Source organism: Nocardia sp. AB354 (genome assembly GCF_049538315.1).
Lineage (GTDB): Bacteria > Actinomycetota > Actinomycetes > Mycobacteriales > Mycobacteriaceae > Nocardia > Nocardia nova.
Genome location: NZ_JBMVFU010000001.1, coordinates 119,439 through 145,962 on the forward strand (window position 1 = coordinate 119,439; position 26,524 = coordinate 145,962).

Here is a 26,524-nt window from a genome sequence, read left to right on the forward strand (position 1 = left end):
ATCCTCCGGCGACACAGGAGGTGAACGGCGATGCCGGAAGGAGATACCGTCTACCTCGCGGCGGCCCGGCTGCGAACGGCGCTGGCGGGAAAGACGCTGACTCGCAGTGACTTTCGTGTCCCGCGCTATGCCACGCTCGATCTGCGCGGCAGCCGGGTCGACAGCGTCGGCAGCTACGGCAAACACCTGTTCGTGCGCACCGAAAAGGTCAGCATCCACACCCATCTCAAGATGGAGGGCACCTGGCGGGTCTACCGCCCCGGCCAGCGGTGGACCAAACCCGGATTCACCGCGCGCCTGATTCTCGCCACCGACGACACCGAAGCCGTCGGCTTCTCCCTCGGCCTGGTCGAGGTGCTCCCGCTCGCCGACGAGCACACCGCCATCGATCATCTCGGCCCGGATCTCCTGGGCCCGAATTGGGATGCGGCCGAGGCGGTCCGCCGGCTGCGCGCGGACCCGGAGCGGCCGATCGGGCTCGCGCTGCTGGACCAGACCGTCATGGCCGGAGTCGGCAACATCTTCCGCAGTGAGATCTGTTTCGCCGAGCGGATCCACCCGGCCACTCCGGTCGCAGCCGTACCCGATCTCCCCGGACTCGTCGACGCCGCGCACCGCATCCTCGAGCGAGCGGCCCACCATCCACCCCGGCCCGCGGTGGTCTACGGCCGGCAGCGCCAACCCTGCCGGCGCTGCGGATCGATGATCCTCGTCCGCATGTTCGGCCCGGATGCCGCCTCCGCCACCGCCACCGAACGCGGCATCTACTTCTGCCCTCGCTGTCAGCCCGCACCCGAGACGCCGGAACCGAGGGCCGCACGCCGGGCTCGCCGCTGACCGGGACGAAGCACAATGTTTGCCGATCGATAGCTATATTTCTTTCGGCCGCTAACGTTTCGGAGCGTGAGCGCGACATAAGGGCGACACAGATCGTCACCGGTCGGGAAGCAGGGCAGATGGCATATGCGAGCACCGCGATGCGTCGTAGCACACGGCTCGTCACCCAGCTGATGATCACCGCCATCGCCATCGCGGCCACCGTGCTGTTCACCTATGCCCTGCAGCACTCGGCGAGTACGGGCCCCGTGCATTCCGGTCACACCTCGGCGCCCACGTCGACCGCGCCCTGACCGCTATCCCTGCGGAAGCGGCACCGGTTCCAGAATCTCCGGACGAGGTTCCGGTGCGGCGGCGCGCAGGGCGTCGGCCGAGACGTCGTCGGGCTGGGTCTGCGACCGGATCTCGGCGTCGACCCGGGCGTTGTACGTCCCGACCTCGCGCCGGATCTGCTCCTCGTCCCAGCCCAGCACCGGCGCCACCAGCCGCGCCACCTCGTCGGCGCATTCGGTGCCGCGGTGGGAGAACTCGATGGAGATCCGGGTGCGCCGGGCCAGGATGTCGTCCAGATGCAGCGCCCCCTCGGCGGCCGCCGCGTACACCGCCTCCACCCGCAGGTAGCTGGGCGCGTCCGTAATCGGCTGCAGCAGTTCGGGTTTGCCCTCGGCCAGATCGAGTACGTCGGTGATCAGGGCGCCGTAGCGGTTGAGCAGATGTTCGATCCGGTAGGGGTGCACACCGTAGGTCTGCGCCAGCTGCGGCGTCTGGTTGAGCAGGGCGAAGTAGCCGTCGGCGCCGAGCAGCGGCACCTTGTCGGTGATCGAGGACGACACCCGCTGCGGAATGTCGTGAACGGCGATATCCACCGCGTCGTAGGCCATCACCCGGTAGGTGGTGTACTTGCCGCCCGCGATGGCGACCAGACCGGGCGCGATCTGCGCCACCGCGTGCTCGCGCGACAGCTTGGACGTCTCGTCGCTCTCCCCGGCCAGCAGCGGCCGCAGCCCCGCGTACACACCCTGGATATCGGCGTGAGTGAGCGGGGTGACGAGCACCTCGTTGATCCGTTCGAGCAGATAGTCGATATCGGCCTTGGTGGCGGCCGGATGGGCCAGGTCCAGATTCCAGTCGGTATCGGTGGTGCCGATGATCCAGTGATTGCTGCCCCACGGAATCACGAACAGCACCGAGGTCTTGGTGCGCAGAATCAGCGCGGCGTCGCTGGCGATCCGATCGCGGGGGACCACGATGTGCACGCCCTTGGACGCGCGCACATGGAATCGGCCGCGAACATGCGACAGCGCCTGCAATTCGTCGGTCCACACGCCCGTCGCGTTGATCACGACATGTCCGCGGACCTCGGTGGTGCGCCCGTCCTCGCTGTCGCGCACCTTCACTCCGACCACCCGGTCGGCCTCCCGCAGGAAGTCCACGACCTGGGTCGATGTGCGGATCACCGCGCCGTAGTGGGCGGCGGTCCGGGCCACCGTCATGGTGTGGCGCGCGTCGTCGACCACGGTGTCGTAGTAGGTGACCCCGCCGATCAGCGCGTCCCGGCGCACCCCCGGCGCCAGCCGCAGCGCGCCGGACCGGGTCACATGATGTTGTCCCGGAACGGATTTCGCGCCACCCATGGTGTCGTAGAGCACGAGTCCCGAGGCGACGTAGGGCCGCTCCCAGCCGCGGTTGGTCAGCGGGTAGAGGAACCGCAGCGGTTTCACCAGATGCGGGGCCAGTGTCTTCAGGCTGAGCTCACGTTCCCGCAGCGCCTCCCGGACCAGCCCGAATTCCAGTTGCTCGAGGTAGCGCAGGCCGCCGTGGAACATCTTCGACGAACGGCTCGACGTGCCCGAGGCCAGATCGCGCGCCTCCACCAGGGCCACTTCCAGGCCCCGCGTGGCGGCATCGAGGGCGATGCCCGCGCCGACGACCCCGCCACCGACCACGATGACGTCGAAATGCTTGGCGCCCAAGCTTTCCCAGCTGGCCTCCCGCTGCTCGGGCCCCAGTTCGCCGGTGTGCTGACCGTGTGATTTCTCGTTCATCGCTCGACTTCCTCCGCACTGTTCGGTGGGATCGTCCTGCGTTACCCGTCGGTAATCGCTACTACCCTAGTCCACCGCCGGGCCCGCGGCGATGTGATGCGCGGCGCGTGCGAGGTTTAGTAGCCTGCACGGATGCGACGCTTCGTGGCCGCCATCGATCAGGGGACAACCTCGAGCCGGTGCATCGTGTTCGACCGCTCCGGCCGCATCGCCGGCCTCGGGCAGCGTGAGCACGAGCAGTTGTTCCCACGGCCGGGCTGGGTCGAGCACGATGCCGAAACCATCTGGCGCAATACCGAATTCGTGATCGGCGCCGCCCTGGAGGACGCCGGGATCGGCGCCGGGGACATCGCCGCGGTGGGCGTCACCAACCAGCGCGAAACCACCCTGGTCTGGGAGCGCGCTACCGGGAAGCCGGTGGCCAACGCCATCGTCTGGCAGGACACCCGCACCGCGGCGCTGTGCGACGAGCTGGCCGGCGACGTCGGTCCCGCGCGCTACGCCGACCGCACCGGACTGCCGCTGAGCACGTATTTCGCCGGCCCCAAGCTGCGCTGGATCCTCGACAACGTCGAGGGGGTGCGCGCCCGCGCGGAGGCCGGGGATTTGTGCTTCGGCACCATGGACAGCTGGATCCTGTGGAAGCTGACCGGCCGCCACCTCACCGACGTCACCAACGCCTCCCGCACGATGCTGATGAATCTCGAGACGTTGCAATGGGATTCGCAGATCTGCGCGGAGTTCGGCATCCCCGTCTCGATGCTGCCGCAGATCCACAGCTCCTCGGAGGTGTATGCCGAGATCTCCGCCGGACCGCTCGCCGGGGTTCCGGTGGCCGGCATTTTGGGCGATCAGCAGGCCGCGACCTTCGGGCAGGCGTGCCTGTCGCCGGGCGAGGCGAAGAACACCTACGGAACCGGCAATTTCATGCTGCTCAACACCGGTACCACTCCGGTATTCAGCAAGCACGGCCTGCTGACCACGGTCTGCTACCGGCTCGGCGACCAGCCCGCGGTGTACGCGCTGGAGGGTTCCATCGCGGTGACCGGATCCCTGGTGCAGTGGTTGCGCGACAACCTCGGCATCGTCGAATCCGCGGCCGAGATCGAACCGCTGGCCCGCAGTGTCGACGACAACGGCGGCACCTACATCGTGCCCGCCTTCTCGGGTCTGTTCGCACCGCGGTGGCGGCCGGACGCGCGCGGCGTGATCAGCGGACTCACCCGCTTCGTCACGAAGGCGCATCTGGCCCGAGCGGTCTTGGAGGCCACCGCATTTCAGACCCGCGAGGTGATCGACGCGATGCGCGCCGACGCCGAGGCGGAGAATCTCGGCGTCGAACTGACGACTCTCAAGGTCGACGGCGGCATGGTGGCCAACGAACTGCTCATGCAATTCCAGGCCGACATCCTGGATGTGCCGGTGGTGCGGCCGGTGATCACCGAGACAACCGCGCTCGGCGCCGCCTACGCGGCCGGATTGGCCGTCGGCTATTGGTCCGGAACCGACGACATCCGCGCCAACTGGTCCGAGGACAAGGTATGGCAGCCGACCATGTCCGACACCGACCGCGAACGCCTCTACGCCGAGTGGAACAAGGCCGTCGAACGCACCTACGGGTGGGCGCGGTAACCGCTGCGCGCTACGCCGCCGCGTCGACCGCGCGACCCAGCCGGTCGACCGCGTCGGCGAGCACGGCTGCATCCGACGTGGTGAAACACAGGCGCATCGAGCCGCGGTAAGGCTGCGAGACCGCGAAGGCGGAGCCCGGGACGTAGGCCACGCCGTGGTCGATCGCGCGCGGGAGCAGTTCGACGGTGTCGGTGCCGTCGGTGAAGTCGAGCCACACGAACATGCCGCCGGCGGCGTCGGTGCTCACCACCCGGTCGCCGAAACGGGTGCGAACCGCGTTCACCAGGGCGGTGGCACGCTCGCCGTAGATGCCGCGCACCTTGTCCAGGTGGGCGCCCAGCCACGGCTCGTCGGCCAGCAGGTCCGCGGCGATCTGCTGGGTGAGCGCCGAACCGCACAGATCGGCGCCCTGCTTCAGCAGTTCCACGCCACGGCACACCGCGTTCGGGGCGATCATCCAGCCCACCCGCAGTGTCGGCGCCAGGATCTTCGAGGCGCTCGACAGCCGGATCACGTTGGGCGAGTAGGAGGCAACGGCCTGCGGCGCGGGGCGATCGAACCAGAGCTCGCCGTACGGATCGTCCTCGACCACCCAGAAGCCGTAGCGTTCGGCCAGCGCCGCCAGTTCGCGACGACGCTGCGGGCTCAGCGTCACACCGCGCGGATTGTGGAAATTGCTCACCGTATGCACCAGCGCCGGACGCTCGCCGCGCTCGAGCAGTTCGGCCAGCGCGTCGACACGCATACCGTCGGAATCCAGCGGAATCGCCACGATCCGCGCCCCCGCCGCGCGGAACACCTGCAACGCACCGACGTAGGCCGGATCCTCGACCACCACGAGAGCGCCCGGATCCAGCAGGACCTCACCCAGCAGCGAGAGGGCTTGCTGCGAACCGTGCGTGACGAAGATCTCCTCCACCGGCACCGGCCGGCCGAGTCGCACCGACTCCCGCGAGGCGAGCACCTCACGCAGCGGCCCCCAACCCGCGGACTCGGTGTACTGCAACCGGGACGGGTCGGCCAGCGCCGACTCCGCGGCGCGGGCGATGGCGTCGCGGGGCATCAGCTGTTCGTCGGGCAGGCCCCCGGCCAGGCTGACGATGTCCGGCCGGGAGGTCAGCTTGAGCAGATCCCGAATCGCCGAACTCTGCAGACCGTCCAGCCGACGGGACAGGGGTGGAGTATGCGGCGACATGGAGACCTCCGGTAGCTGCGAATCATGGCAACTATCGCATATCACTACCCAGAATATGAAATTTGTATCCCAAATTATGAGATGAGTGGGCAACGGCGTGCGCCGCGCGGTCAGCGTTGATCGATCGAGAAGATCAGGTTCTTCCCCTCGCGGTTCACGGTCTTGACCAGCTGTTTGTACAGTGTGGTCGTACCGTCCGGGCGATGCTCGGTGAGGTCGACGTTGAACTGCTCCGGCGTGACCGTTTCCACACGCAAGCAATATGTGGTGCCTTGCGGGATCAGACTGTCGATCGCCTGCTGCATGGTCGAGGCAGTCGAGACGTTCGACGCGTCGGGCGCGACGAAGTCGTGCGCTTTGACACCACTGCGGTCGGCATAGAACGCGTGCTGGAACCCCAGGATCGCCGCGGATCCGCTGTTCGTGTCGCCGGGACCGTTGCCGATCACGACGTTGCCGTCGGTACGCGCCGGACAGCTCAACGCGGCAACCGACGGCGGTGACGATTTGCCGCCGCCAACGGATCCGTCGCCGTCGCTACTTCGCGTCGCGAACACGATGATCAGCACCAACGCGATCACGATCACGACGGCGCCCGCCGCACCGGCCAGGATCACCGGCATGTTGCGGTCGGGCCGGGCCTCCGCCTGCGGCTGTCCGGGTGGCCGCGAGGGCGCGAGCTTCTTGGCCAGCTCGTCGTCGTCCCACAGCGAGCCCGTGGTTTCCCGCGGCGGGGTGGGCGGGAAGCCGGAATCGTCTGCGCGCCACCAGGTTCCGCGGTCCGCGTCGGCACCGCCGGCGTCGGGGTAGCGCACCGTCTCCGGGGCGCGTGCCGCGTCCGTGCCGTGCGGCGGCTCGGGAACGCGGCGGGTTTCGGGCGCGGGCGTCCGCACGGTTTCCGGCGCGGGCGTCCGCACGGTTTCGGGCGCGCGTGGTGCCTCCGGTGCCGAGTGGCGAACGGTTTCGGGCGCCGCGGTCGAATCCGGCGCGCGGTACTGCGCGGGCGGCGGCGGTACGGACGGCGTCGCGGGAGTGTCGGCGGGCTGCCAGCCCAGTGTGGGACGTTCCGGTTCTCCGACCGGCGCCCAGCCGACCGCACCCGTTTCACCCGTCGGCGGCCCGAAATCGTTCAGCGGTGGTCCGAATCCGGAAACCGGCGGGCCGAATTCCGACTCGCCTTCGTCCCGGCCCTGATCGTCGCCGGAGGCCATCACCCGTTCCTTCCCCGAGACACACGCGTGGGGCGGTCGCGAACGACCGCCCCACGCGCCGATTCAGCCTGTATCAGTACTGGATCAGTACTGGACCGTGCCACCCCACTGTGTGGTCGCACCAGCGACATTCACCGTTTGCGGAGCGATATCACCCTGCGGGAGTCTACCAATCTGAGCGGCCGCATCCAGTGCCGCGGCGCCGCCCGGCTGCTGCTTGATCCAGCCCTCGACGGCCGCCTTGGCCGCATTGGCCTGGGTGGTGTCGACGTAGCTCTCGGACTTCATGTCGTCGAAGCCGGTGGCGTGGGTGTACGAGGTGATCTTGACCTTGTTCGCCTCGACGAACTCCACCGACACACCGGCGTCGCCCACCCCGTTGGGAGTGCTGTAGCCGACCGTGCCGACATACCCGTCGAGGTTGCTGAAGTGGTGGGTGTTGGCCACGTAGCCCGGCAGCAGCCCGCCACCGTCGACGTTGGCGCCGACCTCGGTGTGCGGGCCGTTCATCTGCACGACCGGCGCGGCCGGTGCGGACTGCAGGCTCGGAGAGGTCCACTGCGCCTGCTGCGAAGGGGCCGAGTTGCCCTGCTGGCTACGCAGCGTGTCCATGCTGCCGTCGTGCGACTGCGGCTTGTTCGGGGTGCCCACGGTCTGGTCCGGCGACTGCTGACCCGGCTTCAGCTGGTCGGCCTGACCGTTCGGGGTGGGCTGGTCCGGAACGACGGCCGGCTGCACCTGGCTGCCCTGACCCGGCACCGGCAGCGGCGCGACACGCGGGGTGGTCACACCCGGCTGCGTCGGCGAGGCCAGGTTCTGGTCCGGCTTCGGCGCGTTCTGGTTCGGGGTCGTGACGCCCGGCTGCGGGGTGGTGACGCCCGGCTGGTTCGGCGTGGTGACACCCGGCTGATTGGGGGTGGTGACGCCCGGCTGCGGATTGCCGTTGCGCTGGGGCCCATTCTGCTGGGTCCCGTTCTGCTGGTTGTTGTTCTGCTGCGGCCCGTTCTGCTGAGTGCCGTTCTGCTGCGGGGCGTTCTCCTGCGTGCCCGGCGCGTTCTGGCTCTGGCCGTTGTTGTTGTCCTGCGCGGGGGCCTCGTTGGTGGCGCCCGGCTGCGCCGGAGTGGTCGGCACGCTCGGCTGATCGGCCGGCGCGGCACTCGCCGTACCCGACGCGAGGATGGTTGCCACGGCGGCCGCGGTGGCCAGTGGCAACGACGTCGTGGCCATCGCTCGCTGCGCCCGACTCGGCTTACGATGTTTCACTGTCTCGCAATCCCTTTCCCGAGCTCGGCCACTGCCACCGACCGACGAACGCCGTCCGATGGGGCCGTCTCCATTGGTCCCTCATCGATGTCCGGCCCGCACCCTGCTGCGGTCCGCGAGCCGCTCGCGGATTCCCGGGCCCGGGAAAGATTGCATTCCCCCCGCACGTGAACCTGCCAACCGCCCACCACCGACATCTCTGCCGGAAGTGAACCACACGAACAAGTTTCAGGCAACTGGTGCTACCCGGCTGTGGGAAGCCGCACTCCGTCCGGCAAAACGTCAAGCGGGGCAGCACATTTGAAACAGCAGCCGCACACTAATCGAGGTCGTCGTGACGCATCAGTTGCCGCGCCGCCTCGGTGACCGATCCGGACAGCGACGGGTACACCGAGAACGTCTGTGCCAGGTCGTTCACCGTCAGGTTGTTCTGTACCGCGATCGCGATCGGCAGGATCAGTTCGGAGGCGATGGGCGCGACCACCACGCCACCGATCACCACGCCGGTGGCGGGCCGGCAGAAGATCTTCACGAAACCGCGGCGCAGGCCCGACATCTTGGCCCGCGGATTGGTGTTGAGCGGCAGCATCACCGTGCGCGCGGGCACCTCACCGTTGTCGATCGCGGTCTGGCTGACACCGACCGTGGCGATCTCGGGCCGGGTGAACACCGCGGAGGCGACCGTCTTCAACCGGATCGGCTGCACGCCCTCGCCGAGTGCGTGATACATCGCGATCCGGCCCTGCATCGCCGCGACCGAGGCCAGCGGCAGCAGGCCGGTGCAGTCGCCGGCGGCATAGATCCCGGGCACGGCCGTCCGCGAGACGCGGTCGACGCGCAGATAGCCGCCGCGGTCTAGTTCGATGCCGATGCGCTCGAGGCCCAGATCCTGGGTATTGGGCGTGGAACCGACCGTCATCAGCGCATGAGAGCCGGTGACCGTGCGCCCGTCGGACAGTTTGACCACGATCCCGTCCGCGGTCCGCTCGACGGCGTCGGCCCGGGCCTGCTTGACGAGCTCCACCCCGCGTTCGGCCAGGGCGTCCTCGAGGACCAGCGCGGCGTCGGCGTCCTCTCCCGGCATCATCCGGTCGCGGCTGGACACGAGCTTCACCTTCACGCCCATCTCGGTGTACGCGGAGACGAATTCGGCGCCCGTGACACCGGAGCCGACCACGACCAGCGTTTCCGGCAGCTCCTTGAGGTCGTAGAGCTGACGCCAGGTGAGAATGCGCTCACCGTCGGGTTCGGCGCCGCGCAGCACCCGCGGGCTGGCGCCGGTGGCGATCAGGACGATCTCGGCCTCCATCACCCGTTCGGTGCCGTCGGCGAGCGTCGCGCGCACCAGATGTGTGGCCAGACCGGCGATCTGGTCGATCAGCTGACCGCGGCCGTTGAGGACGGTGACTCCGGCGGCCTGCAACTTGGACCGGATGTCGGACGACTGCGCCTGCGCCAGCGCCTTCACCCGGGAGTTGACCTCCGACAATCGCACCTGTGCCTGCGCCATGTGCACCGTGATGCCCAGATCACGCGCGCGGCGCAGATCGGTGCGCACCCCGGTCGAAGCGATGAAGGTCTTGGACGGGACGCAGTCCCACAGCACGCATGCGCCACCGATACCGTCGGAGTCGATCACGGTGACCGTGGCTCCGTGCTGAGCTGCCACCAACGCCGCCTCGTAGCCTGCGGGGCCACCCCCGATGATTGCAATGCGGGCCATGTGTACCTCCGCTATCGAGCCGTCCGGCCGGGATCTCCGGCACTGCCGTCAACGTTATCGGTCCTGCTCCTCATCGTTTTGACCGCGTCATGGGTGACGTTGCGCGTGTCACCTTCCGGTAATTCTCCGGACATTCCCCCGCCTCGCCGAAGACAGGCAGGGCCCGAACCCGGCCGGATCGAAACAAGCGGTCCCTACATTCGATACTCTTGCCAGGTGCCGATATACGCCGCCTACGGATCCAATATGGACCCGGAGCAGATGCTCAAGCGCTGTCCGCACTCCCCCGTCTACGGAACGGGCTGGCTGGAAGGGTGGCGCCTGACCTTCGCCGGCGACGACATCGGCTGGGAAGGGCCGCTCGCGACGGTGGTCGAGGATCCGGGCTCCCGGGTCTTCGTCGTGCTGTACGACGTCTCCGCCGAGGACGAGCAGAGCCTCGACCGGTGGGAGGGTTCGGATTTCGGTATCCACAAGAAGATCCGGCTCCGGGTCTCGCCCAATTCGGGCACGGGTACGCAGCCGGGTTTGGCGTGGCTGTACGTGCTGGATGCCTACGAGGGCGGGCTGCCCTCGGCCCGCTACATCGGTGTGATCGCCGACGCGGCCGAAAAGGCCGGAGCCCCGGCCGATTACGTCCACGCACTGCGCACCCGCAACAGCCGCAACGTCGGTCCGGGGACTTTCGGCTCGATGTAGCCGGACAACCGCGGGGGCAGAGCCGAACAGCCCGCCGAGTTCGCACCCGGCGGGCCGCCCCGTCAGCGTGCCTGCAGGACCAGATTGGTCATCACGCGCACGCCGGCCGCCAGCGCGCGCTCGTCGATGTCGAAGGTCGGCTGGTGGATGTCCAGTTGCGGGCCCTCGCCCGACCACACGCCCAGTCGTGCCATCGCACCCGGAACCTCCTCGAGGTACCAGGAGAAGTCCTCGCCACCGCCCGACTGCGGAGTATCCGAGAGCGCGTCCGGGCCCAGACCGAGAATCGCGTCCTCGAACATCCGGGTGGAGAATTCGTCGTTGACCACCGGCGGCACGCCGCGCTTGTAGTTCAGCTGATATCGCACGCCGGTCGGGGCGAGCAGTCCGTCGACGATTTCGCGGACCATCGGCTCGAGCAGCGACCAGGTGGTGTGATCCCCGGTCCGCACGGTCCCGGTCAGCATGCCGGTCTGCGGAATCGCATTGGGCGCCTTCCCCGCCGATACCGCGCCCCACACCATCACCGTGCTGGTTCGCGGATCGATGCGACGGCTGAGCAGACCCGGCAGGCCGGTGATGACGGTGCCGATGGCATAGACCAGATCGCTGGTCAGATGCGGCCGGGAGGTGTGCCCGCCCGGCGAGTCGAGCACCAGTTCCACGGTGTCGGCGGCCGAGGTGATGGCTCCGACCCGCACCCCGATCCGGCCGACCTCGAGCCGGGGATCGCAGTGCAGGGCGAACACCCGCGAGACGTCGTCCATCGCACCCGCGGCGACCATATCGATGGCACCGCCGGGCATGACCTCCTCGGCGTGCTGGAAGACCAACCGGACGCCGACCGGCAGTTCGTCCATCTCGGCGAGGGCCAGGGCGGTGCCGAGCAGGATCGCGGTGTGCGCGTCGTGACCGCAGGCGTGGGATACCCCGGGGACGGTCGAGGCGAACGGCCGGCCGGTGTACTCCTGCAGCGGGAGCGCATCCATATCGGCGCGCAGGGCCAGGCGTGGCCCCGCCGGGCCGATATCGCAGATCAAACCGGTGCCGGTGGGCAGTTTGCGCGGTTCCAGACCGGCCTTCACCAGCCAGGACTCGACGAATTCGGTGGTGCCGTGCTCGGCGCGGGACAGTTCCGGATTGGCGTGGATGTGGCGGCGCCAGCCGATCAGATCGTCACCGTGGTCCCGCAGCCACGCCTCGACCGCCGCCTGCCCGGCCGTGATCTCCGCCTGCCGTCCGGTCGCGAGCCCGGTGTGCCGACACGTACCGGCCTCCGGGCCCAGCGCCTTGCCCTGCAGGCCCGGTGTGGCCGCCTTGCCCTGCAGGCCCGGGGCTGCTGCTGTGCGACCCGCCGCCGCGGAAGGGCGCGCACCGGTCGCGGAGTCGTCCTCCGAACCGGTGGCGGTATCGTCGCCGCGACCCGCCGCGGCATCTCCTTCGCGGCCCGCCGGTGATGACCGGCCGATCGTGCTCACCGAATTTCCTCCTGTCGCTGAATACTGCGCTCCAACAACCTGTCCCTGTGTAGTTGATCGCCCGCAACCTGGATTGCGGTACGGGCCAGTGCCCGCGCCCCGTCGGCCACCGCGAGATCGGCCGACGGCGTCACACAGGCCGCGGCGAACTCCCGCTGGTGTGTCACCGCGCCGTTCGCCTCGATGCCGATAACCGGGTGGATGCCGGGAATGACGTTGGTGACATTGCCCATATCGGTACTGCCCAGCGGCCGTGCTGCCTCGAGGTCCGGCGCGAGCGGCATGCGACCCATACCGATGATTTGCTCGCGGTAGGCACACAGTAGTGCGGAATCCGGCGTGAGCTCGGTATATGTGGGCGCCAGCGCCCGGATTTCATGGGTGCATCCGGTCGCCAGCGCTCCCGCCTCGAAGCAGGCCGAGGCGCGCTGCAGCAGATCGTCGAGGGATGCGGAATCGTCTGCCCGCAGGTAATACAACAGTTCCGCATGGCCGGGCACGATATTCGGGGCAACACCGCCCGACTCGACTATACCGTGGAGTTGCTGGCCGGGGCGCAGATGCTGACGCAGCAGACCCAGTGCGACCTGCGCGACGGTGGCGGCGTCCCCGGCGTTGCGGCCGTACTCCGGCGCGGCGCTGGCATGTGCCTCGCGGCCGTGGAAGGACACCGACAGATCGGCCAGCGCCAGCGACCGCGCACCCACGATGTCCAGCGGACCCGGGTGCACCATCAGGGCCATCGCGACCCCGTCGAAGACGCCGCGCTCGAGCATCAGCACCTTGCCGCCGCCGCTCTCCTCGGCCGGCGTGCCGAACACCTTCACGGTGAGGCCGCACCGATCGGCCACCTCGGCCAGGGCCAGGCCCGCGCCCACCGCCGCCGCGGCGATGATGTTGTGGCCGCAGGCGTGACCGATCTCGGGCAGCGCGTCGTATTCGGCGCAGATTCCGACCACCAGATCACCGCTGCCGTAGGTGGCGACGAAGGCGGTGTCCAGGTCCGCGACCGGCGTCTCGATACCGAATCCGCGCTCACGCAGCGGGACCAGCGTCTTGGCGACACTGTGGTGCTCGGCGAACGCCAGCTCGGGTTCGGCGTGAATGGAATGCGAGAGGGCGATCAGATCCGATTCGGCGGCCGTGACCGCGGTATCGGTGGCGGCGAGGAGGGCAGGATCGGCCGGGGCCACCTGCGCGTCGAAATCGTCGGCACGAGCATCGTCGGCACCGGCATCGTCGGCGCGGGCGCAGCCGGGCGCCGCGGCCCGGTGCGCCGACCGGCCCGTTCGACTCCAGCTGCGTTCGTCCCCGCTGCGTGGCATGGCACACAGTCTCGCACTGTGCGCCACGCGATGATCATCGGGTTATCAGGAGCCGAAGGCGAGATTCTCCGGTGTGGTCGGGGTATTCAGGCCCGCGAGCGCCCGTCCGTGCAGCGCACGCTTGATGACCGGCAGATTCGGCTTGCGGTTGCCGGTCAGCGCCGCGGCCCGCGCCACGGCCGCGGCCAGGACGCCGTCCGCCTCGGCCGCCTCGTCGACGATGCCCGCGGCGATCGCGTCGGCGGCACCGTAGCGCCGGCCCGTGGTCATCGCCTCGAGCGCGACCTGATTGGTCAGCCGTTCGGTGACGAGCGCGTTCATCGCGACCGTGAACGGCATCCCGAGGTGAACCTCGGGCAGGCACCAGTACCCGCGATCCGAGCGCATCACCCGGAAGTCGTGCGAGGTGGCCAGCATGGCGCCGGCGCCGAAGGCGTGGCCGTTCAGCGCGGCGACGGTCGGCATACCGAAGGCCAGCAACCGGCTGAAGACGGAATGCACCCGGTCCAGGTACCAGTGCATCTTGTCCATGTTGCCGAACAGCCAGTCGGTGTCCAGGCCGTTGCTGAAGAACTTTCCGGTGGCCACCGTGACCAGCGCCGCCGGCCCCTCGGCGGCCTCTACCTCGTCCAGTTTCGCGTGGAAGGCGTCGATCCAGTCGGGGTGGAAGCGGTTCTCGCTGTCGGTCTGACCCTCGTTGCCGAGGTAGAGCACGAATACGTCCCCGTCACGGTCCAAGTACGGCATAGGCAGAGAATATGCAGCGCCGTATGAACGGCCGCATCACACCCCCGGCCAAGTTACCGACGAGTTGTCATCACCGGCCGGGTACGTGTCAGCGACGTGGCGGGATCGGCACCCGCATCAGATCCTCGGCGATCACCAGCTCCCCGTCGAAATACCGCTCCGCCTCGGCCCGGTGCCCGGACAGATCGCCGTAGCGCTGCGAGAAATGGGTGAGGACGAGGGTCCGCACGCCCGCCTCCGCGGCCACGCGTGCCGCCTGCCCCGCGGTGAGATGGCCGAAATCGTCGGCCAGCTGCGCCTCGGCCTCCAGGAAGGTCGACTCGATGACGAGCATATCGGCGCCGTCGGCCAATTCGGCTATGCCCGAACACATTCGGGTGTCCATCACGAAGGCGAAGCGCTGTCCGGGCCGCGGGGCCGAGACCTCGTCGACAGTGACCGTACGACCGTCGGGCAGTCGCACCGCGCCTTCGCGCTGCAGTGCCCCGACCACCGGACCCGCCAGGCCGAATTCGGCGAGCCGCTCCGGCAGGATCCGATGGCTGTCGGGTTCGACCAGCCGGTAGCCGAAGGTGTCGATGCGATGCGACAGCCGCACGGCCTCGAAGGTGAACGGCGCGTCGGGCAGCGGCACCGGACCGTCCGCGTCGATCGGATGTTCGCGCAGACCGGGAAACGGGGGTACCACCCCGCGCAGGTGCGTGAGCAGATCGGCACCCGATTCCGGAAAGCAGATGTCGACCGGACGGGTCACCTGGTCCAGATTCAGCCGCGCCAGCACCCCGGGCAGGCCCAGGCAGTGATCACCGTGGAAGTGCGTCAGCCCGATCCGGGTGATGCCACTCGCCGAAACCCCCGCGAACAGCATCTGCCGCTGCGTCCCCTCGCCGGGATCGAACAGCAGGCCGTCACCGTCCCAGCGCAACAGATATCCGTTGTGATTGCGTCGGCGGGTCGGCACCTGACTGGCCGTCCCGAGGACCACGAGTTCACGCACGGCACTATCCTGCCCCCGCCCCGGCGACCGCGCCCGGCGGCGGTGGTCGTGTCCGGCCCGCGACGCGCACAACCGGCCCGTCGGCGCACTATCGTGGGCGCATGCTTGCCGAACAGGCCGCCGAGGCGATCGCCACACGTACGGGAGTCACGCACCATCGGGTCGCGGTGATACTCGGATCCGGCTGGCAGTCCGCCGCCACCGAGATCGGAGCGCCGCGGGCGTCGATTCCGATGACCGAGCTGCCCGGCTTCGAACCGCCGACGGCGCAGGGCCATCAGGGCATCGTGCATTCGGTGGGCGTCGGCGAGGTGCCGGTGCTGCTGATGATGGGCCGCCAGCACCTCTACGAGGGGTACGAACCGCATCGGGTGGTGCACGCGGTGCACGCGGCGGCCGCGGCGGGTGCCGAGACGGTGATCCTCACCAACGCCGCGGGCGGTATCCGCCCGGGCCTGCGCGTCGGCGAGCCCGTGCTGATCAGCGATCACCTCAATCTCACCGGGCGCACTCCGCTCACCGGTGCCGCGTTCGTGAACATGGTCGATGCCTGGGATCCCGAATTGCGCACGCTGGCAAGGGAAATCGACCCGTCGCTGAGTGAGGGCGTCTACGCGGGCCTGAACGGACCGCAGTACGAGACGCCCGCCGAGATCCGTATGCTCGGCGGCATGGGCGCCGATCTGGTCGGCATGTCGACCGTGCTGGAGGCGATCGCGGCCCGCTCGCTGGGGCTGCGGCTGCTGGGCATATCGCTGGTGACCAATCTGGCCGCGGGCGTGACCGGCGCACCGCTGTCCCACCAGGAGGTACTCGCCGAAGGGCAGGCCGCCGCACCGAGATTGGGCAAATTGTTGCGCGGTGTGCTGGAACGGCTGTAGGCGGGCGCCATGTTGCGATTCGGAACGGCAGGTCTGCGCGGCCCGCTCCAGGAGGGGCCGGACGGGATGAACATCGGCACCGTGGCACGCGCGAGCGCCGGTGTGGCGGCGTGGCTCCGGGACCGCTGCCTCGGCGGTGGTCTGGTGATCGTCGGTCGCGACGCCCGGCACGGCTCCGCGGAGTTCGCCACGGTCACCGCGGAAGTGTTTGCCGCAGCGGGCTTTTCGGTGCTGCTCCTGCCACGGCCGCTGCCGACGCCGATCGTGGCGTTCGCGGTACGGGAGCTGGGTGCGGTGGCCGGCGTGCAGATCACGGCGTCCCACAACCCCGCCACGGACAACGGGTACAAGCTCTATCTGGACGGCGGTTCGCAGCTGATCCCGCCCGCCGACGCCGAGATCGAGCGCTGTATCGATGCGGTCACCGAACCGATCGCCCGCACCGATCCGGCCGCCGGCGCCCCCTCACCGTCGATCCTGTCGCTGCCCGATGATGCCGGGCGAGCCGAACTCGGCGAGGAACTCGTCCGCCGCTATCTGGCGCGAGCCGCTGCCGTGCCCGAGGCGATCGGCGGCGCGCGAACTGTTCCGGTCCATGCGGGCCACCACACTATGGGCGAGGCACAGGACGGCGAACCGATTGCGGGAGACCGAATGACGGTGCAGCGCCCCGATATCCGGATCGCGCTGACCCCCATGCACGGCGTCGGCGGCGAGACGGCGGTGGCCGCGCTGGCCGCCGCCGGGTTCCACGACGTCCATGTGGTCGAGGAACAGTTCGCACCCGATCCGGACTTCCCTACGGTGGCGTTCCCGAATCCGGAGGAACCCGGCGCCGCCGATCTGCTGCTGGCACTGGCGGAGAAGATCGACGCCGACCTCGCCGTCGCACTCGATCCCGATGCCGATCGCTGCGCGCTCGCGGTCCCCGGCCCCAACGGGTGGCGCATGCTGCGCGGCGACGAAACCGGTGTGCTGCTGGCCGACTACGTCCTGCGCAACGCGGCACCGGACGCGCTGGTCGCGACCACCGTCGTATCGTCGCGACTGCTGGGGAAACTCGCGCCGGCGCGCGGGGCCCGGTACGCCGAGACGCTCACCGGATTCAAATGGCTGGCTCGCGCCGGGGAGGGCCTCGTGTACGCCTACGAGGAGGCCATCGGCCACTGCGTCGACCCGGCTGCCGTGCGCGACAAGGACGGCATCACCGCCGCCGTCGCCGCCGCCGACCTCACCGCCCGCCTGCGCGAGCAGGGGCGTTCCCTGCTCGACGTCCTCGACGACTACGCCGTGGAATTCGGGCTGCACGCCGGCGACCAGGTCTCGCTGCGACTGCCCGATCAGGCGGTTGCCGCTCGAGCCGTTGCCCGCCTGCGCGATACGCCGCCCGATGCCATCGCGGGCGTGCCCGTCACCTGCACCGACCTGTCCACGGCTCGCGGCCGGATGCGCACCGACGCCTTGATCTTCGAAGGCGAGGGGCAACGCATCGTCATCCGCCCCTCGGGTACCGAGCCGAAACTCAAATGCTATCTGGAGGTCGTCGAGCCGGTTCGCGACCGCGACTCGCTGACTTCGTCGAAAGCGGTTGCAGCACAACGACTCTCGGCACTGCGCGAGTTCTGCGAGAAGTTGTGAACAGCTGAGCCTTCCGCGCGAACCCTACCGATCCCGCGGTTCGGCTGGATGCTACTCGGCGGCGGGCGGCATCAGTCGTGGCGCGGGCCGAATTGGCGGTCGCCGGCGTCACCCAGCCCCGGCACGATGAAGGCGTCGGCATTGAGTCCGGAGTCGACCGCGGCGGTCACCAGTCGCACCGGCAGACCCGATTTCTCCAGCGCGGCAATGCCTTCCGGGGCGGCGACGACGCAGACGGCGGTGATGTCGGTGGCGTTGCGGGCGGACAGCAGTTCCAGGGTGTGGCGCATCGATCCACCGGTGGCCAGCATCGGATCGAGGACGAAGACCGGCAGGCCCGACAGGTCCGCCGGCAGCGATTCCATGTACGGCACCGGCCGATGGGTCTGCTCGTCGCGCGCCACGCCGACGAAACCGACACGGGATTCCGGAATCAGCGCACTGGCGGCGTCGACCATGCCGAGGCCGGCGCGCAGGACCGGCACCAGCAGCGGTGGTTGCGCCAGCCGGGCGCCCCGGGTCGGCGCCACCGGGGTGTCGATGTCGAAGGTGTGGGTCGGGGCTTCCCGCAGCGCTTCGTAGACGAGGAATCCGGTCAGATCGGCCAGTGCCGCCCGGAATCCCGCGTTGGATGTGCGGGCATCGCGCATGGTCGTCAGGAGGGTGACCGTCAGCGGGTGTTCCACGATATGCGTACGCATGAGGGAACGATAAGGTCTGTCGGGGTTGGAAATCGGCAACCGAGGGCGGATTTCCGCAACCGGAGTGGGAACCGTTGCGCAGGGGCATGCGTCGAACTACTCGGATGACGTAATCTGCCACCAGACCAGCACGATGGGGGATGTTGATGCACAGGATCTCGGTCGACACCGAGGGCGTCGCCGCCTACGGTGCCACAGCTGCGGGACTGGCCGGTGAAATGGGTGTGGCCGCGGCGGGCGCCGCCGGCGCCGACCCGGTCCTGCTCGGTCCGATCTTCGGTTTGGTGGGGGGCGATTTCGTCGCCGCCTATGCCGCGGCCCATGCCGGGCATGTCGCCGGGATCGGCGAACTGTCCGCGGTGATGGGCAGTGTGGGAGCCGCCGCGACGGGCGCCGCCGCCACCTATTCCGAAACCGACGCCGCCCACGCCGCCGCCCTGCGCGCCGCGGAAGGCCCGATCGGATGACGGGCGTCATCGATCTCGACGCACTCGCCCAGCCACTCATTGATCTGCTCACCAGCTTCGGCTCCGGGGTGCTGCCCGCCGGCGGCCCGGCCGATGCGCTGCGCCAGGTGTCCACCCATCTCGACGGAATTCATCAGGCCGGTAGCGCGAGCATCAATCAGATGACCAACGCCTGGAACGGCGGTGGTGGCGACGCGGCGATGGACAAGGCGCTCAAGGTGCAGACCTCGGCGGCCGCGATGTCGGATCGCGGCAACGATATGGCCGATGTGGTCAGCCAGGCCGCCGCCTCGGTGCAGACGGGCCAGAAGGAACTCGACGGAATCGTCCAGTCGTTCGTGCAGTCGGTCACGGCGCTGGGGCCCGCGGTGACGACTCCCCCGGGACTGATCACCGTGGTGAATTCCGCGATCGACCATTTCGGCCAGGCGCTCGGCGTGGTCGGCCGGGTGCGGTCGGAACTCGACACGCACACCACCTCCATGAACGACCTCACCCCGCCCCCGCCGACGCCGTCCATGTCGAGCGCTCCGGTGGCCGCGGCCGCTGCCGCCGCACCCGCGCTGAGCACCGGTGCGCAGACGGCCGGCTCACTGCTCGGCGGTCTGGTATCGAGCGGCGGTTCGATGATGAGCAGCATGACCAGCCCGGCCTCCGCGGCGACGCAGTCGCGGTCGAGCTCGGGCGGCACGAGAACTCCCGGAGCCCAGCAGTCCGGCGCCGACAAGCCCGGCCGCCACGGCGGCGTCATGATCACCCTGCCCGACGGCAGCCAGGTCGAGGCGCCCAATCAGAAGGCCGCCACCGCGGTCAAGGCCGCGATCAGCGCCTGCGGCACGCCGTACGTCTGGGGCGGCAACACCCCCGGGGCCGGCCTGGACTGCAGCGGCCTGACCAAGTGGGCCTACGGCGAGGCCGGCGTCGACCTGCCCCGACTCGCCTGCGATCAGAGTGCCGGCGCTACACCGGTGAGCCCGGGCGATGTCATGCCGGGCGATCTGGCCATCTGGGACGGTCACGTCGCGATGGTCGTCGGTAACGGACAGATGGTCGAGGCCGGTGATCCGGTGCAGATCGACCCGATTCGAACGGAGAACATGGGAATGGCGTTCCACGGGTTCTACAGGCCGGCGTCATGAGCCAGCCGCAGCACCAGCAGATCCCGAGCGTCACGGTCGCCGCCAGCACCAATCGCGCGGGCACCATCAGTGTGCGGGCGACCGATCAGGGCATTCCGGTGGAGATCAAATTCGAGCGCAGCGAATACCGTTACGGCGCACAGGCTTTGGCCGCGGAGATTCTGCGGCTGACCAAGCGGTCGGCGATCGTCGCCAAGGCCCGCCGGCGCGAACTGCTCGCCGAATCCGGCATGCCCACCGAGATCCTGGACAAATTGGGCCTGCCCACCCGCCAGGAAGCCGTCGACGAACTCGACCGCATGGACGACGAGGACACCGGCCCCACCAGCTGGATGAGGCCCGTATGAACGGTCGCGGGCAAAACAGGCTGCGGAGCGTAACCGCGCTGCGCCCCGTTCGTACGGTTGACAAGCACAGCATGAGCGTTGGCGCATCTGCCGGAAAGGACGCACTGTGAGCGCGGAAATGGATGCCCTCGTCGCCGCGGCGACGAATAAACTCGAGGCCCTCGAGGCGGCGCTCTACAACCTGAAGAACGTGCGCGGCCGGTTCACCGCCGAGGACGGTTCGGTGAGCGTCGAGGTCGACAGCGACGGCGCCCTGGTCGGCCTGGACCTGTCCGAGGCCGTCACCTCGCATTCTCCGGCCGAAGTGGGCCAGTTGATCATCTGGGCCTGCCAGCAGGCGGCGCAGAATGCGGGAGAGCAGCGCTCGGAGGTGGTCGCCACCCTCAATTCCGCCTTCACCGCGCCCGAATCGGGAAACGTTGGGGGGCGGGCCGAATAGTGCCGAAGGCGACGGCTCGATAGGCTTCCGGTCATGGCTTCTGGAGACATCGTCCCGATCGAGCTCGGTCTCACCGACGGCGATCTGGTCACCCTGTGGGCACCGCGCTGGCGAGACGGTGACGACGAGTGGGAGGCATTCCTCGGTCACGAGGACGAGCTCTACGGATTCGACTCCCCCGCGGAGCTCGCCGCGTTCATCCGGACCAACGACGACAACGATCTGGTGGACCATCCGTCCTGGAAGGTCGTCGTGGGTTTGTCCGCCGCCGAGCTGGAGCCCCAGGAGGAGCACGTCTTCGATCTGGTCGGCGTCCCCGAACTCGCGGCCGGTGAACCCGACCCGGAGACCATCGCCGAACTGGAAGAGACCCTCGAGATGGTCCGCACCATCGGCGAGGTGTGCGAACTCGAGGTTGTCACCAAGTTCTTCGGCTCCCATCCCGTCCTCGGCGCTCTGCCGGCGGGTGTAACCGCGTTCGTCGGCCGCGACGGCGAACAGCTGTGGGACCAGGTCGGCAACGCGATCGCCAAGGACTGGGACCGGGTCATCGATGCCATCGATTCTGTGGTGGCCTCTCCGGATGTCGACCAGGAAGCGCTGGCCGTCGCCGAGGCGGAACTGCTGGCCGCCGAGGAGAACGTCGTCGACGCCGAGGACGTCGCCGACACCGACGACGACGATATCGAGCCGGTCGACCTCGACGAGGACGAGGAAGACGACGAGGACGAAGAGGAGACCTTCTGGCACGAGGTCGGCATCGACCCGGTCAAGATCGTCACGTCCGAAGGCGAATTCTTCACCCTGCGTTGCTATCTGGACGACGAGCCGGTGTTCCTCGGCCACGACGGCACCATCACCGTCTTCCCCTCCGAGCGCGCGCTGGCCCGCTACCTGGCCGACGATCACGACCACGATCTGGCGCGGGTCAGCACCTACGGCGAGGTTCGCACGGCGGCGGTCGACGGCTCGCTCGAGGTCGAGGTCACCGAGGAGAACGTCTACGTGCTGCCGGGCCTGGCCGACGACCTGGGCCAGGGACCCAAGGCGGTCGATATCGACCAGCTGGATCTGGCGGTCGAATTGTTCACCGACGCAGCCGATTACGTCGGTGACGACTCCGTCGAGCAGGCACTGGCGAAGTCGACGCCGCTGGGCTGGTACGTCTCCTACCTGCTGGAGCCGGACCCGACCCGGCTGGCGCCGAGTCCGCCGTTCACCGCCGAGGCCGAGAGCTGGCGAGCGCTGGAGCAGGCCTTCGAGAACCGGCTGGAGAAGGGCTAGCCGATTCCCGAGGCGCGGTCATCGACCGAGGGACGCGGTGGTCATCCGATCAGCACGGCGTAACCGGGCTTGATCACCTCGTCGATGATGCGCAGCCGGTCGGGGAACGGGATGAACGCCGACTTCATGGCGTTGATCGTGAACCGTTCCAGATCGCTCCAGCCGTAGCCGAAGGTTTCGACCAGCTTCAACATTTCCCGGCTCATGTCGGTATCGCTCATGAGCCGGTTGTCGGTGTTGACGGTGACCCGGAACCGCAACCGCGCCAGCAGGTCGAACGGATGCTTGTCCAGAGCCGGCACGGCACCGGTCTGCACATTGGACGAGGGACACAGCTCGAGCGGAATCCGTTTGTCGCGAACGTAATTGGCCACCAGCCCGAGGGTGGGCTCGGAGCCGTCGCCGTCGAAGATGTCGTCGGTGATCCGCACCCCGTGCCCGAGCCGATCGCAGCCGCAGAACGCCAGCGCCTCGTGGATCGACGGCAGCCCGAACGCCTCCCCGGCGTGAATGGTGAACTGCGCGCAGTTGGCGCGCATGTATTCGAAGGCGTCCAGATGCCGCGAGGGCGGATAGCCCGCCTCGGCTCCGGCGATGTCGAATCCGCCGACCCCGCGGTCGCGGAAGCGCACCGTCAGCTCGGCGATCTCGCGGGAGCGGGCGGCGTGACGCATGGCGGTGAGCAGGCAGGTCACCCGGATGGGGGTGCCGGCTTCGGCGGCCAGCCGCTCGCCCTCGCGAAAGCCTGCCAGGGTGTGCTCGACGACCTCGTCGAGAGTGAGGTCGCGTTCGAGATGCTGTTCGGGCGCGAAGCGGACCTCGGCGTACACCACCCCGTCGGCGGCCAGGTCCAGTGCGCATTCGCGCGCCACCCGCCGCAGTCCCTCCGGGGTCTGCATCACCGCCACCGTGTGCGCGAAGGTCTCCAGATAGCGCTCGAGCGATCCGCTGTCGGCCGCTTCGCGGAACCACTGCGCCAGGGCCTGCGCGTCGGTGGCGGGTAGCTGGTCGTATCCGCAGTCCTCGGCCAGTTCGAGCACGGTCGCGGGACGCAGGCCACCGTCGAGATGGTCGTGCAGCACGGCCTTGGGGGCCTGGCGGATCGAGGCGAGAGTCAAAGGCATCGGTCCAGTCATGTAACGACGCTATCCGCATTCGCGGGCCCGTGCAGGCAACTTGCCGGGTGTGCATCTGCCCGCCGGCCTGTCGTTGCCCGGCGGTCGCCCGCATGTAGCCGGACTCGGCTCAGTACCTGGCCATCAGATAGGCGCCCACGACGATCAGCGCACAGCCCGCCAGCCGCTGCGCGCTGACCGGCCGGCGTGGGAAACCCATCACACCGAAATGGTCCATGGCCGCCGCGAGCAGCATCTGACCGGCGATGATCAGGGCGTTGAAGGTGCTCACTCCGACGCTGGAGGCCACCGTGATCATCGCGAAGATGGCGGCGCCGCCGGTGAGCCCGCCGAAGGGAGCCCATCGGGGCATCGTCTTCAGATCCGATCGGGACGGCCACGGCTGATGCGGCGAAATCGCCAGTGTCACAGCGAATATCGCGCCGACACCGGCGAGCGCCACCGCGTACGAGATCACGCCGCACAGAAAGACGTTGTGCAGGGCGAGTTTGAGCGAGTTCTGGCATCCGGCCTCGACCGAGCGCAGGGCGCCGCCGACGAGCATCAGGACGAAGACGAGAATCATCGCCCCGCGGCCGAGCGCCGCCTGCCGGACAGTGGTGCGGGCGGTCATCGCGCCGCCTCCCCGGCCGGCACGAACTCGGGTGGCCCGGGCGCCGCCTCCCGGGAATCGCTCGCCATGAGATACACCGCCACGGTGATCAGCGCCGCGGCCAGCAGCCGCGGCGGCGTCGCGTGCCGCTCGGCGAAACCCATTGCGCCCAGGTCGTCCATCACCAGCGCGACCAGCATTTCGGCCACGATGACGACGGCGTTGAAGGTGGCGACACCGACATATTTGGCCACGGTGATCATGCCGATCACCACGACACCGCCGATCAGCCCGCCGAACGGCGCCCACCAGGGCATCCGTTCCACATCGGCCCACGTCGGCCACGGCGAATGCGAAACCACGGTCGAGATCACGAGGAAGACCGAGAATCCGGCCAGCGCGACGGCGTAGGACACCACCGCGCACAGCCACATGTTCTTCAGATGGAATTTCTGTGTGTTCTGGCATCCGACCTCGACGGACCGTAATCCGCCGGCGGCCAGGATGAACAAGAAGATCAGTCCGAGAGCGACAGCACCCACGAGACACGTCCTTCGCTAGGTGACAACGAATGCCGCCGCACGCAGGCGGTGCTCACCAGCCGGATTCTGCGGTCGCGCGAGCACAGAATAGCAACCTGAATGACGTGCCGTTGGTTATTGGCACAATAGACAGGTCACCAACTATGCTCAGAGGCCGATCCGCCCCAGGATCAGCGGATGCGCGGTCGGCGGAACCGCTCCGATGTCGAATCCCGCCCGCAGTGTCGCGATCGCCGTGGGTACGGCCGCTTCGGAGTCGGTGTGCAGGGTGAACAGCGGCTTCCCGGCTGTGACCGGATCGCCCGGCTTGCAGTGCATCTCGATACCGGCACCGAACTGCACGGGATCGCCCTGACGAGCGCGTCCGGCACCGAGCCGCCAGGCGGCGAGCCCCACGGCCATCGCATCCAGCCGGGTGATGACGCCCGATTCCTGCGCCATCAGGGTTTCGGTGTGCCGTGCCCGCGGCAGGGGCGCGTCGGGATCGCCGCCCTGCGCCGTGATCATCGCCCGCCAGTGATCCATCGCGCGGCCGTCGGCCAGCGCGGCGGCGGGGTCGACATCGCGAATACCGGCCTGCGCCACCATCTCTCGCGCCAGCGCCACCGTCAGCTCGACGACATCCGCCGGGCCGCCGCCGGCCAGAACCTCCACCGCTTCGGCGACCTCGAGCGCATTGCCCGCGGTACGCCCGAGCGGGGTGTCCATCGCGGTGAGCAACGCGACCGTCCGCACCCCCGCGTCGGTCCCCAATTCGACCATGGCCGTGGCCAATTCGGTGGCGTCGCGGAAATTCTTCATGAACGCGCCGCTGCCGACCTTCACATCCAGGACGAGTGCGCCGGTTCCCTCGGCGATCTTCTTGCTCATGATCGAACTGGCGATGAGCGGAACCGATTCCACGGTGCCGGTCACATCGCGCAGCGCGTACAGGCGCTTGTCGGCCGGTGCCAGATCCGCCCCGGCCGCGCAGATCACCGCGCCGATCTCCGGGTCGGCGAGGATCGACCGCATCCGCGCGGTATCCAGATCGGCTCGCCAGCCCGGAATCGATTCCAACTTGTCCAGGGTTCCGCCCGTGTGACCCAGGCCGCGGCCCGACAACTGGGGCACCGCCGCGCCACAGGCGGCCACCAGTGGCGCCAGCGGCAGGGTGATCTTGTCGCCGACTCCTCCCGTCGAGTGTTTGTCGACGGTCGGCCGGGGCAGGTCCGCGAAGTCCATCCGCTGCCCGGAGGCGATCATCGCGGCCGTCCACCGGGCGAGTTCGCGGCGGGTCATGCCGCGCAGCACGATCGCCATCGCCAGGGCCGACATCTGTTCGTCGGCGACCTCGCCGCGAGTGAACGCGTCGACCACCCAATCGATCTGTTCGTCGTCGAGTTCCGCACCGTCGCGCTTGGCCGCGATCACCGACACCGCCGTATGGGTCATGGCGAAAAGCCTTCCAGATCCCGTTCGAGGTGCGGAAATTCACATCATTTCCGGCCGGCGGCCAGATCGTCCGGCCCGAAGGCGTCCGGCAGCAACCTCGCCAGGGGTACCGGGCCGTCGCGATGGTCGACGAGCAGTTCCGGCCCGCCGTGCTCGTAGAGCACCTGCCGGCACCTCCCGCAGGGCATCAGGATTTCCCCGTGCGAATCACAGACAGCGACCGCCAGCAAACGGCCGCCGCCGGACGAACAAAAGTTACCGACGAGTACAGTTTCGGCGCAGACGCCGAGCCCGTATGAGACATTTTCCACATTGCAGCCGCTCACAATGGAACCGCCGGCGGTGAGAGCGGCGGCGCCGACCGGAAAGCCGGAGTACGGTGCATACGCATTACGCATTACTCGAAATGCGTTGTGACGCAGGGAATCCCAATCAATTTCCGGCATATCGGACCTCCGCTCGAATGGCTGATATGACAGCGTAGAAATGGCACCGCGACGCTGTCGAACATTCAGGCAAGGCAAACCTAACTCGCCGCTTGGAGGCTCAACGCACGGCACGCCGAATTAGTTCCGCGAATCGCCGGGGATTAGAGTTCTCCACAGATCGGTCCAGGTTTGGCAACGCACCGCCGGCCACCGCCTCCGGATGTCAGCGCCCGAGTTGAGCTGGTGTTTCTCCAGATTCACATGCTCGGCGTATGCCGAAGCTGCGACCGGATCCGACTGCCGGCTCGCCGGCGTGTCCATCAACGACGTTGGAGGCACCGCAC

Annotated in this window: 26 protein-coding genes; 11 read left to right on the forward strand and 15 right to left on the reverse strand. The window is 68.6% G+C overall.

Annotated features, from left to right (window positions below; all coding sequences use genetic code 11):
* Positions 1-30: 30 nt before the first annotated feature.
* Positions 31-837: a DNA-formamidopyrimidine glycosylase family protein gene (locus ACPCUW_RS00590; protein WP_063015932.1), complete on the forward strand. Its 807-nt coding sequence runs from the start codon at positions 31-33 to the stop codon at positions 835-837.
* Between the two features lie 119 nt (positions 838-956).
* Positions 957-1,130, forward strand: coding sequence for a hypothetical protein (locus tag ACPCUW_RS00595; protein WP_423423364.1), 174 nt, complete (start codon positions 957-959; stop codon positions 1,128-1,130).
* Positions 1,131-1,133: 3 nt separating this feature from the next.
* Here the strand turns inward: ACPCUW_RS00595 and ACPCUW_RS00600 are convergent, their stop codons facing one another.
* Positions 1,134-2,882 (reverse strand): glycerol-3-phosphate dehydrogenase/oxidase, encoded by a 1,749-nt coding sequence (locus tag ACPCUW_RS00600; protein ID WP_030513597.1) that lies wholly within the window; start codon positions 2,880-2,882, stop codon positions 1,134-1,136.
* Between the two features lie 132 nt (positions 2,883-3,014).
* Between ACPCUW_RS00600 and glpK the strand changes: the two genes are divergently transcribed.
* Positions 3,015-4,514, forward strand: coding sequence for a glycerol kinase GlpK (gene glpK, locus ACPCUW_RS00605; RefSeq protein WP_423423365.1), 1,500 nt, complete (start codon positions 3,015-3,017; stop codon positions 4,512-4,514).
* A gap of 10 nt (positions 4,515-4,524) precedes the next feature.
* On the opposite strand, the gene ACPCUW_RS00610 is transcribed toward glpK, so the two are convergent.
* From ACPCUW_RS00610 to ACPCUW_RS00625, 4 genes are all read right to left on the reverse strand, one after another.
* Positions 4,525-5,709 (reverse strand): PLP-dependent aminotransferase family protein, encoded by a 1,185-nt coding sequence (locus tag ACPCUW_RS00610; protein ID WP_423423366.1) that lies wholly within the window; start codon positions 5,707-5,709, stop codon positions 4,525-4,527.
* A gap of 110 nt (positions 5,710-5,819) precedes the next feature.
* Complete coding sequence (locus ACPCUW_RS00615; protein ID WP_423423367.1) at positions 5,820-6,920, reverse strand: hypothetical protein; 1,101 nt, start codon at positions 6,918-6,920, stop codon at positions 5,820-5,822.
* Between the two features lie 84 nt (positions 6,921-7,004).
* A complete protein-coding gene (locus ACPCUW_RS00620; protein ID WP_423423368.1) occupies positions 7,005-8,147 on the reverse strand; it encodes a hypothetical protein in 1,143 nt (380 codons plus the stop codon).
* A gap of 355 nt (positions 8,148-8,502) precedes the next feature.
* Positions 8,503-9,921 carry an NAD(P)H-quinone dehydrogenase gene (locus tag ACPCUW_RS00625; RefSeq protein WP_423423536.1) on the reverse strand — a complete coding sequence of 473 codons (1,419 nt, stop codon included), beginning with the start codon at positions 9,919-9,921 and terminating at the stop codon, positions 8,503-8,505.
* Between the two features lie 201 nt (positions 9,922-10,122).
* Here ACPCUW_RS00625 and ACPCUW_RS00630 point away from each other — a divergent pair, with 201 nt between their 5' ends.
* Positions 10,123-10,605, forward strand: coding sequence for a gamma-glutamylcyclotransferase (locus ACPCUW_RS00630; RefSeq protein WP_063015633.1), 483 nt, complete (start codon positions 10,123-10,125; stop codon positions 10,603-10,605).
* A gap of 62 nt (positions 10,606-10,667) precedes the next feature.
* Here the strand turns inward: ACPCUW_RS00630 and ACPCUW_RS00635 are convergent, their stop codons facing one another.
* The 4 genes from ACPCUW_RS00635 to ACPCUW_RS00650 form a co-directional block, all read right to left on the reverse strand.
* Complete coding sequence (locus tag ACPCUW_RS00635; protein WP_063015646.1) at positions 10,668-11,831, reverse strand: M20 family metallopeptidase; 1,164 nt, start codon at positions 11,829-11,831, stop codon at positions 10,668-10,670.
* A gap of 248 nt (positions 11,832-12,079) precedes the next feature.
* Entirely contained in the window at positions 12,080-13,408 is a 1,329-nt protein-coding gene (locus tag ACPCUW_RS00640) for a M20 family metallopeptidase (RefSeq protein ID WP_423423369.1), read from the reverse strand.
* Positions 13,409-13,453: 45 nt separating this feature from the next.
* The gene (locus ACPCUW_RS00645; protein ID WP_030513588.1) at positions 13,454-14,155 is read right to left on the reverse strand and encodes an enoyl-CoA hydratase-related protein; all 702 of its coding nucleotides are present in this window, start codon (positions 14,153-14,155) and stop codon (positions 13,454-13,456) included.
* An 88-nt stretch (positions 14,156-14,243) separates the two neighbouring features.
* Entirely contained in the window at positions 14,244-15,152 is a 909-nt protein-coding gene (locus ACPCUW_RS00650) for a ribonuclease Z (protein WP_423423370.1), read from the reverse strand.
* 101 nt (positions 15,153-15,253) lie between these two features.
* Here ACPCUW_RS00650 and ACPCUW_RS00655 point away from each other — a divergent pair, with 101 nt between their 5' ends.
* Together ACPCUW_RS00655 and ACPCUW_RS00660 are read left to right on the forward strand one after the other, a co-directional pair.
* The gene (locus ACPCUW_RS00655; protein ID WP_423423371.1) at positions 15,254-16,033 is read left to right on the forward strand and encodes a purine-nucleoside phosphorylase; all 780 of its coding nucleotides are present in this window, start codon (positions 15,254-15,256) and stop codon (positions 16,031-16,033) included.
* A gap of 9 nt (positions 16,034-16,042) precedes the next feature.
* Complete coding sequence (locus ACPCUW_RS00660; protein ID WP_423423372.1) at positions 16,043-17,671, forward strand: phospho-sugar mutase; 1,629 nt, start codon at positions 16,043-16,045, stop codon at positions 17,669-17,671.
* A gap of 71 nt (positions 17,672-17,742) precedes the next feature.
* On the opposite strand, the gene upp is transcribed toward ACPCUW_RS00660, so the two are convergent.
* Positions 17,743-18,372: a uracil phosphoribosyltransferase gene (gene upp / locus ACPCUW_RS00665; protein ID WP_423423373.1), complete on the reverse strand. Its 630-nt coding sequence runs from the start codon at positions 18,370-18,372 to the stop codon at positions 17,743-17,745.
* Between the two features lie 146 nt (positions 18,373-18,518).
* Here upp and ACPCUW_RS00670 point away from each other — a divergent pair, with 146 nt between their 5' ends.
* From ACPCUW_RS00670 to ACPCUW_RS00690, 5 genes are all read left to right on the forward strand, one after another.
* A complete protein-coding gene (locus ACPCUW_RS00670; RefSeq protein WP_063026495.1) occupies positions 18,519-18,839 on the forward strand; it encodes a type VII secretion target in 321 nt (106 codons plus the stop codon).
* Positions 18,836-19,978 carry an NlpC/P60 family protein gene (locus ACPCUW_RS00675; protein WP_423423374.1) on the forward strand — a complete coding sequence of 381 codons (1,143 nt, stop codon included), beginning with the start codon at positions 18,836-18,838 and terminating at the stop codon, positions 19,976-19,978. The genes ACPCUW_RS00670 and ACPCUW_RS00675 overlap by 4 nt, the downstream gene beginning before the upstream one ends.
* Entirely contained in the window at positions 19,975-20,325 is a 351-nt protein-coding gene (locus ACPCUW_RS00680) for a hypothetical protein (protein ID WP_030513581.1), read from the forward strand. The genes ACPCUW_RS00675 and ACPCUW_RS00680 overlap by 4 nt, the downstream gene beginning before the upstream one ends.
* A gap of 106 nt (positions 20,326-20,431) precedes the next feature.
* Positions 20,432-20,764 (forward strand): YbaB/EbfC family nucleoid-associated protein, encoded by a 333-nt coding sequence (locus tag ACPCUW_RS00685; RefSeq protein ID WP_030513580.1) that lies wholly within the window; start codon positions 20,432-20,434, stop codon positions 20,762-20,764.
* Positions 20,765-20,797: 33 nt separating this feature from the next.
* Positions 20,798-22,048, forward strand: coding sequence for a primosomal protein (locus ACPCUW_RS00690; protein WP_423423375.1), 1,251 nt, complete (start codon positions 20,798-20,800; stop codon positions 22,046-22,048).
* Positions 22,049-22,089: 41 nt separating this feature from the next.
* Here the strand turns inward: ACPCUW_RS00690 and ACPCUW_RS00695 are convergent, their stop codons facing one another.
* The 5 genes from ACPCUW_RS00695 to ACPCUW_RS00715 all read right to left on the reverse strand — a co-directional run bounded on the left by ACPCUW_RS00695 (position 22,090) and on the right by ACPCUW_RS00715 (position 26,198).
* The gene (locus tag ACPCUW_RS00695) at positions 22,090-23,184 is read right to left on the reverse strand and encodes an adenosine deaminase (protein ID WP_063015627.1); all 1,095 of its coding nucleotides are present in this window, start codon (positions 23,182-23,184) and stop codon (positions 22,090-22,092) included.
* Positions 23,185-23,293: 109 nt separating this feature from the next.
* Positions 23,294-23,797: a DMT family transporter gene (locus tag ACPCUW_RS00700; RefSeq protein ID WP_063015626.1), complete on the reverse strand. Its 504-nt coding sequence runs from the start codon at positions 23,795-23,797 to the stop codon at positions 23,294-23,296.
* Positions 23,794-24,318, reverse strand: a complete 525-nt coding sequence (locus ACPCUW_RS00705) for a DMT family transporter (protein WP_423423376.1) — start codon at positions 24,316-24,318, stop codon at positions 23,794-23,796. Before ACPCUW_RS00705 ends, ACPCUW_RS00700 begins: the two co-directional genes overlap by 4 nt.
* A gap of 147 nt (positions 24,319-24,465) precedes the next feature.
* Entirely contained in the window at positions 24,466-25,752 is a 1,287-nt protein-coding gene (locus ACPCUW_RS00710; RefSeq protein WP_423423377.1) for a thymidine phosphorylase, read from the reverse strand.
* Between the two features lie 44 nt (positions 25,753-25,796).
* Positions 25,797-26,198 (reverse strand): cytidine deaminase, encoded by a 402-nt coding sequence (locus ACPCUW_RS00715; RefSeq protein WP_030513574.1) that lies wholly within the window; start codon positions 26,196-26,198, stop codon positions 25,797-25,799.
* Between the last annotated feature and the right edge of the window lie 326 nt (positions 26,199-26,524).

What these genes read in the sequence shown, in the direction of transcription:
- ACPCUW_RS00590 (WP_063015932.1), top strand. Translation starts at nt 31, where the DNA reads ATGCCGGAAGGAGATACCGTCTACCTCGCGGCGGCCCGGCTGCGAACG.
- ACPCUW_RS00595 (WP_423423364.1), top strand. Translation starts at nt 957, where the DNA reads ATGGCATATGCGAGCACCGCGATGCGTCGTAGCACACGGCTCGTCACC.
- ACPCUW_RS00600 (WP_030513597.1), bottom strand. Translation starts at nt 2,882, where the DNA reads ATGAACGAGAAATCACACGGTCAGCACACCGGCGAACTGGGGCCCGAG.
- glpK (WP_423423365.1), top strand. Translation starts at nt 3,015, where the DNA reads ATGCGACGCTTCGTGGCCGCCATCGATCAGGGGACAACCTCGAGCCGG.
- ACPCUW_RS00610 (WP_423423366.1), bottom strand. Translation starts at nt 5,709, where the DNA reads ATGTCGCCGCATACTCCACCCCTGTCCCGTCGGCTGGACGGTCTGCAG.
- ACPCUW_RS00615 (WP_423423367.1), bottom strand. Translation starts at nt 6,920, where the DNA reads ATGGCCTCCGGCGACGATCAGGGCCGGGACGAAGGCGAGTCGGAATTC.
- ACPCUW_RS00620 (WP_423423368.1), bottom strand. Translation starts at nt 8,147, where the DNA reads ATGGCCACGACGTCGTTGCCACTGGCCACCGCGGCCGCCGTGGCAACC.
- ACPCUW_RS00640 (WP_423423369.1), bottom strand. Translation starts at nt 13,408, where the DNA reads ATGCCACGCAGCGGGGACGAACGCAGCTGGAGTCGAACGGGCCGGTCG.
- ACPCUW_RS00645 (WP_030513588.1), bottom strand. Translation starts at nt 14,155, where the DNA reads ATGCCGTACTTGGACCGTGACGGGGACGTATTCGTGCTCTACCTCGGC.
- ACPCUW_RS00655 (WP_423423371.1), top strand. Translation starts at nt 15,254, where the DNA reads ATGCTTGCCGAACAGGCCGCCGAGGCGATCGCCACACGTACGGGAGTC.
- ACPCUW_RS00660 (WP_423423372.1), top strand. Translation starts at nt 16,043, where the DNA reads ATGTTGCGATTCGGAACGGCAGGTCTGCGCGGCCCGCTCCAGGAGGGG.
- upp (WP_423423373.1), bottom strand. Translation starts at nt 18,372, where the DNA reads ATGCGTACGCATATCGTGGAACACCCGCTGACGGTCACCCTCCTGACG.
- ACPCUW_RS00670 (WP_063026495.1), top strand. Translation starts at nt 18,519, where the DNA reads ATGCACAGGATCTCGGTCGACACCGAGGGCGTCGCCGCCTACGGTGCC.
- ACPCUW_RS00675 (WP_423423374.1), top strand. Translation starts at nt 18,836, where the DNA reads ATGACGGGCGTCATCGATCTCGACGCACTCGCCCAGCCACTCATTGAT.
- ACPCUW_RS00680 (WP_030513581.1), top strand. Translation starts at nt 19,975, where the DNA reads ATGAGCCAGCCGCAGCACCAGCAGATCCCGAGCGTCACGGTCGCCGCC.
- ACPCUW_RS00690 (WP_423423375.1), top strand. Translation starts at nt 20,798, where the DNA reads ATGGCTTCTGGAGACATCGTCCCGATCGAGCTCGGTCTCACCGACGGC.
- ACPCUW_RS00695 (WP_063015627.1), bottom strand. Translation starts at nt 23,184, where the DNA reads ATGACTGGACCGATGCCTTTGACTCTCGCCTCGATCCGCCAGGCCCCC.
- ACPCUW_RS00700 (WP_063015626.1), bottom strand. Translation starts at nt 23,797, where the DNA reads ATGACCGCCCGCACCACTGTCCGGCAGGCGGCGCTCGGCCGCGGGGCG.
- ACPCUW_RS00710 (WP_423423377.1), bottom strand. Translation starts at nt 25,752, where the DNA reads ATGACCCATACGGCGGTGTCGGTGATCGCGGCCAAGCGCGACGGTGCG.
- ACPCUW_RS00715 (WP_030513574.1), bottom strand. Translation starts at nt 26,198, where the DNA reads ATGCCGGAAATTGATTGGGATTCCCTGCGTCACAACGCATTTCGAGTA.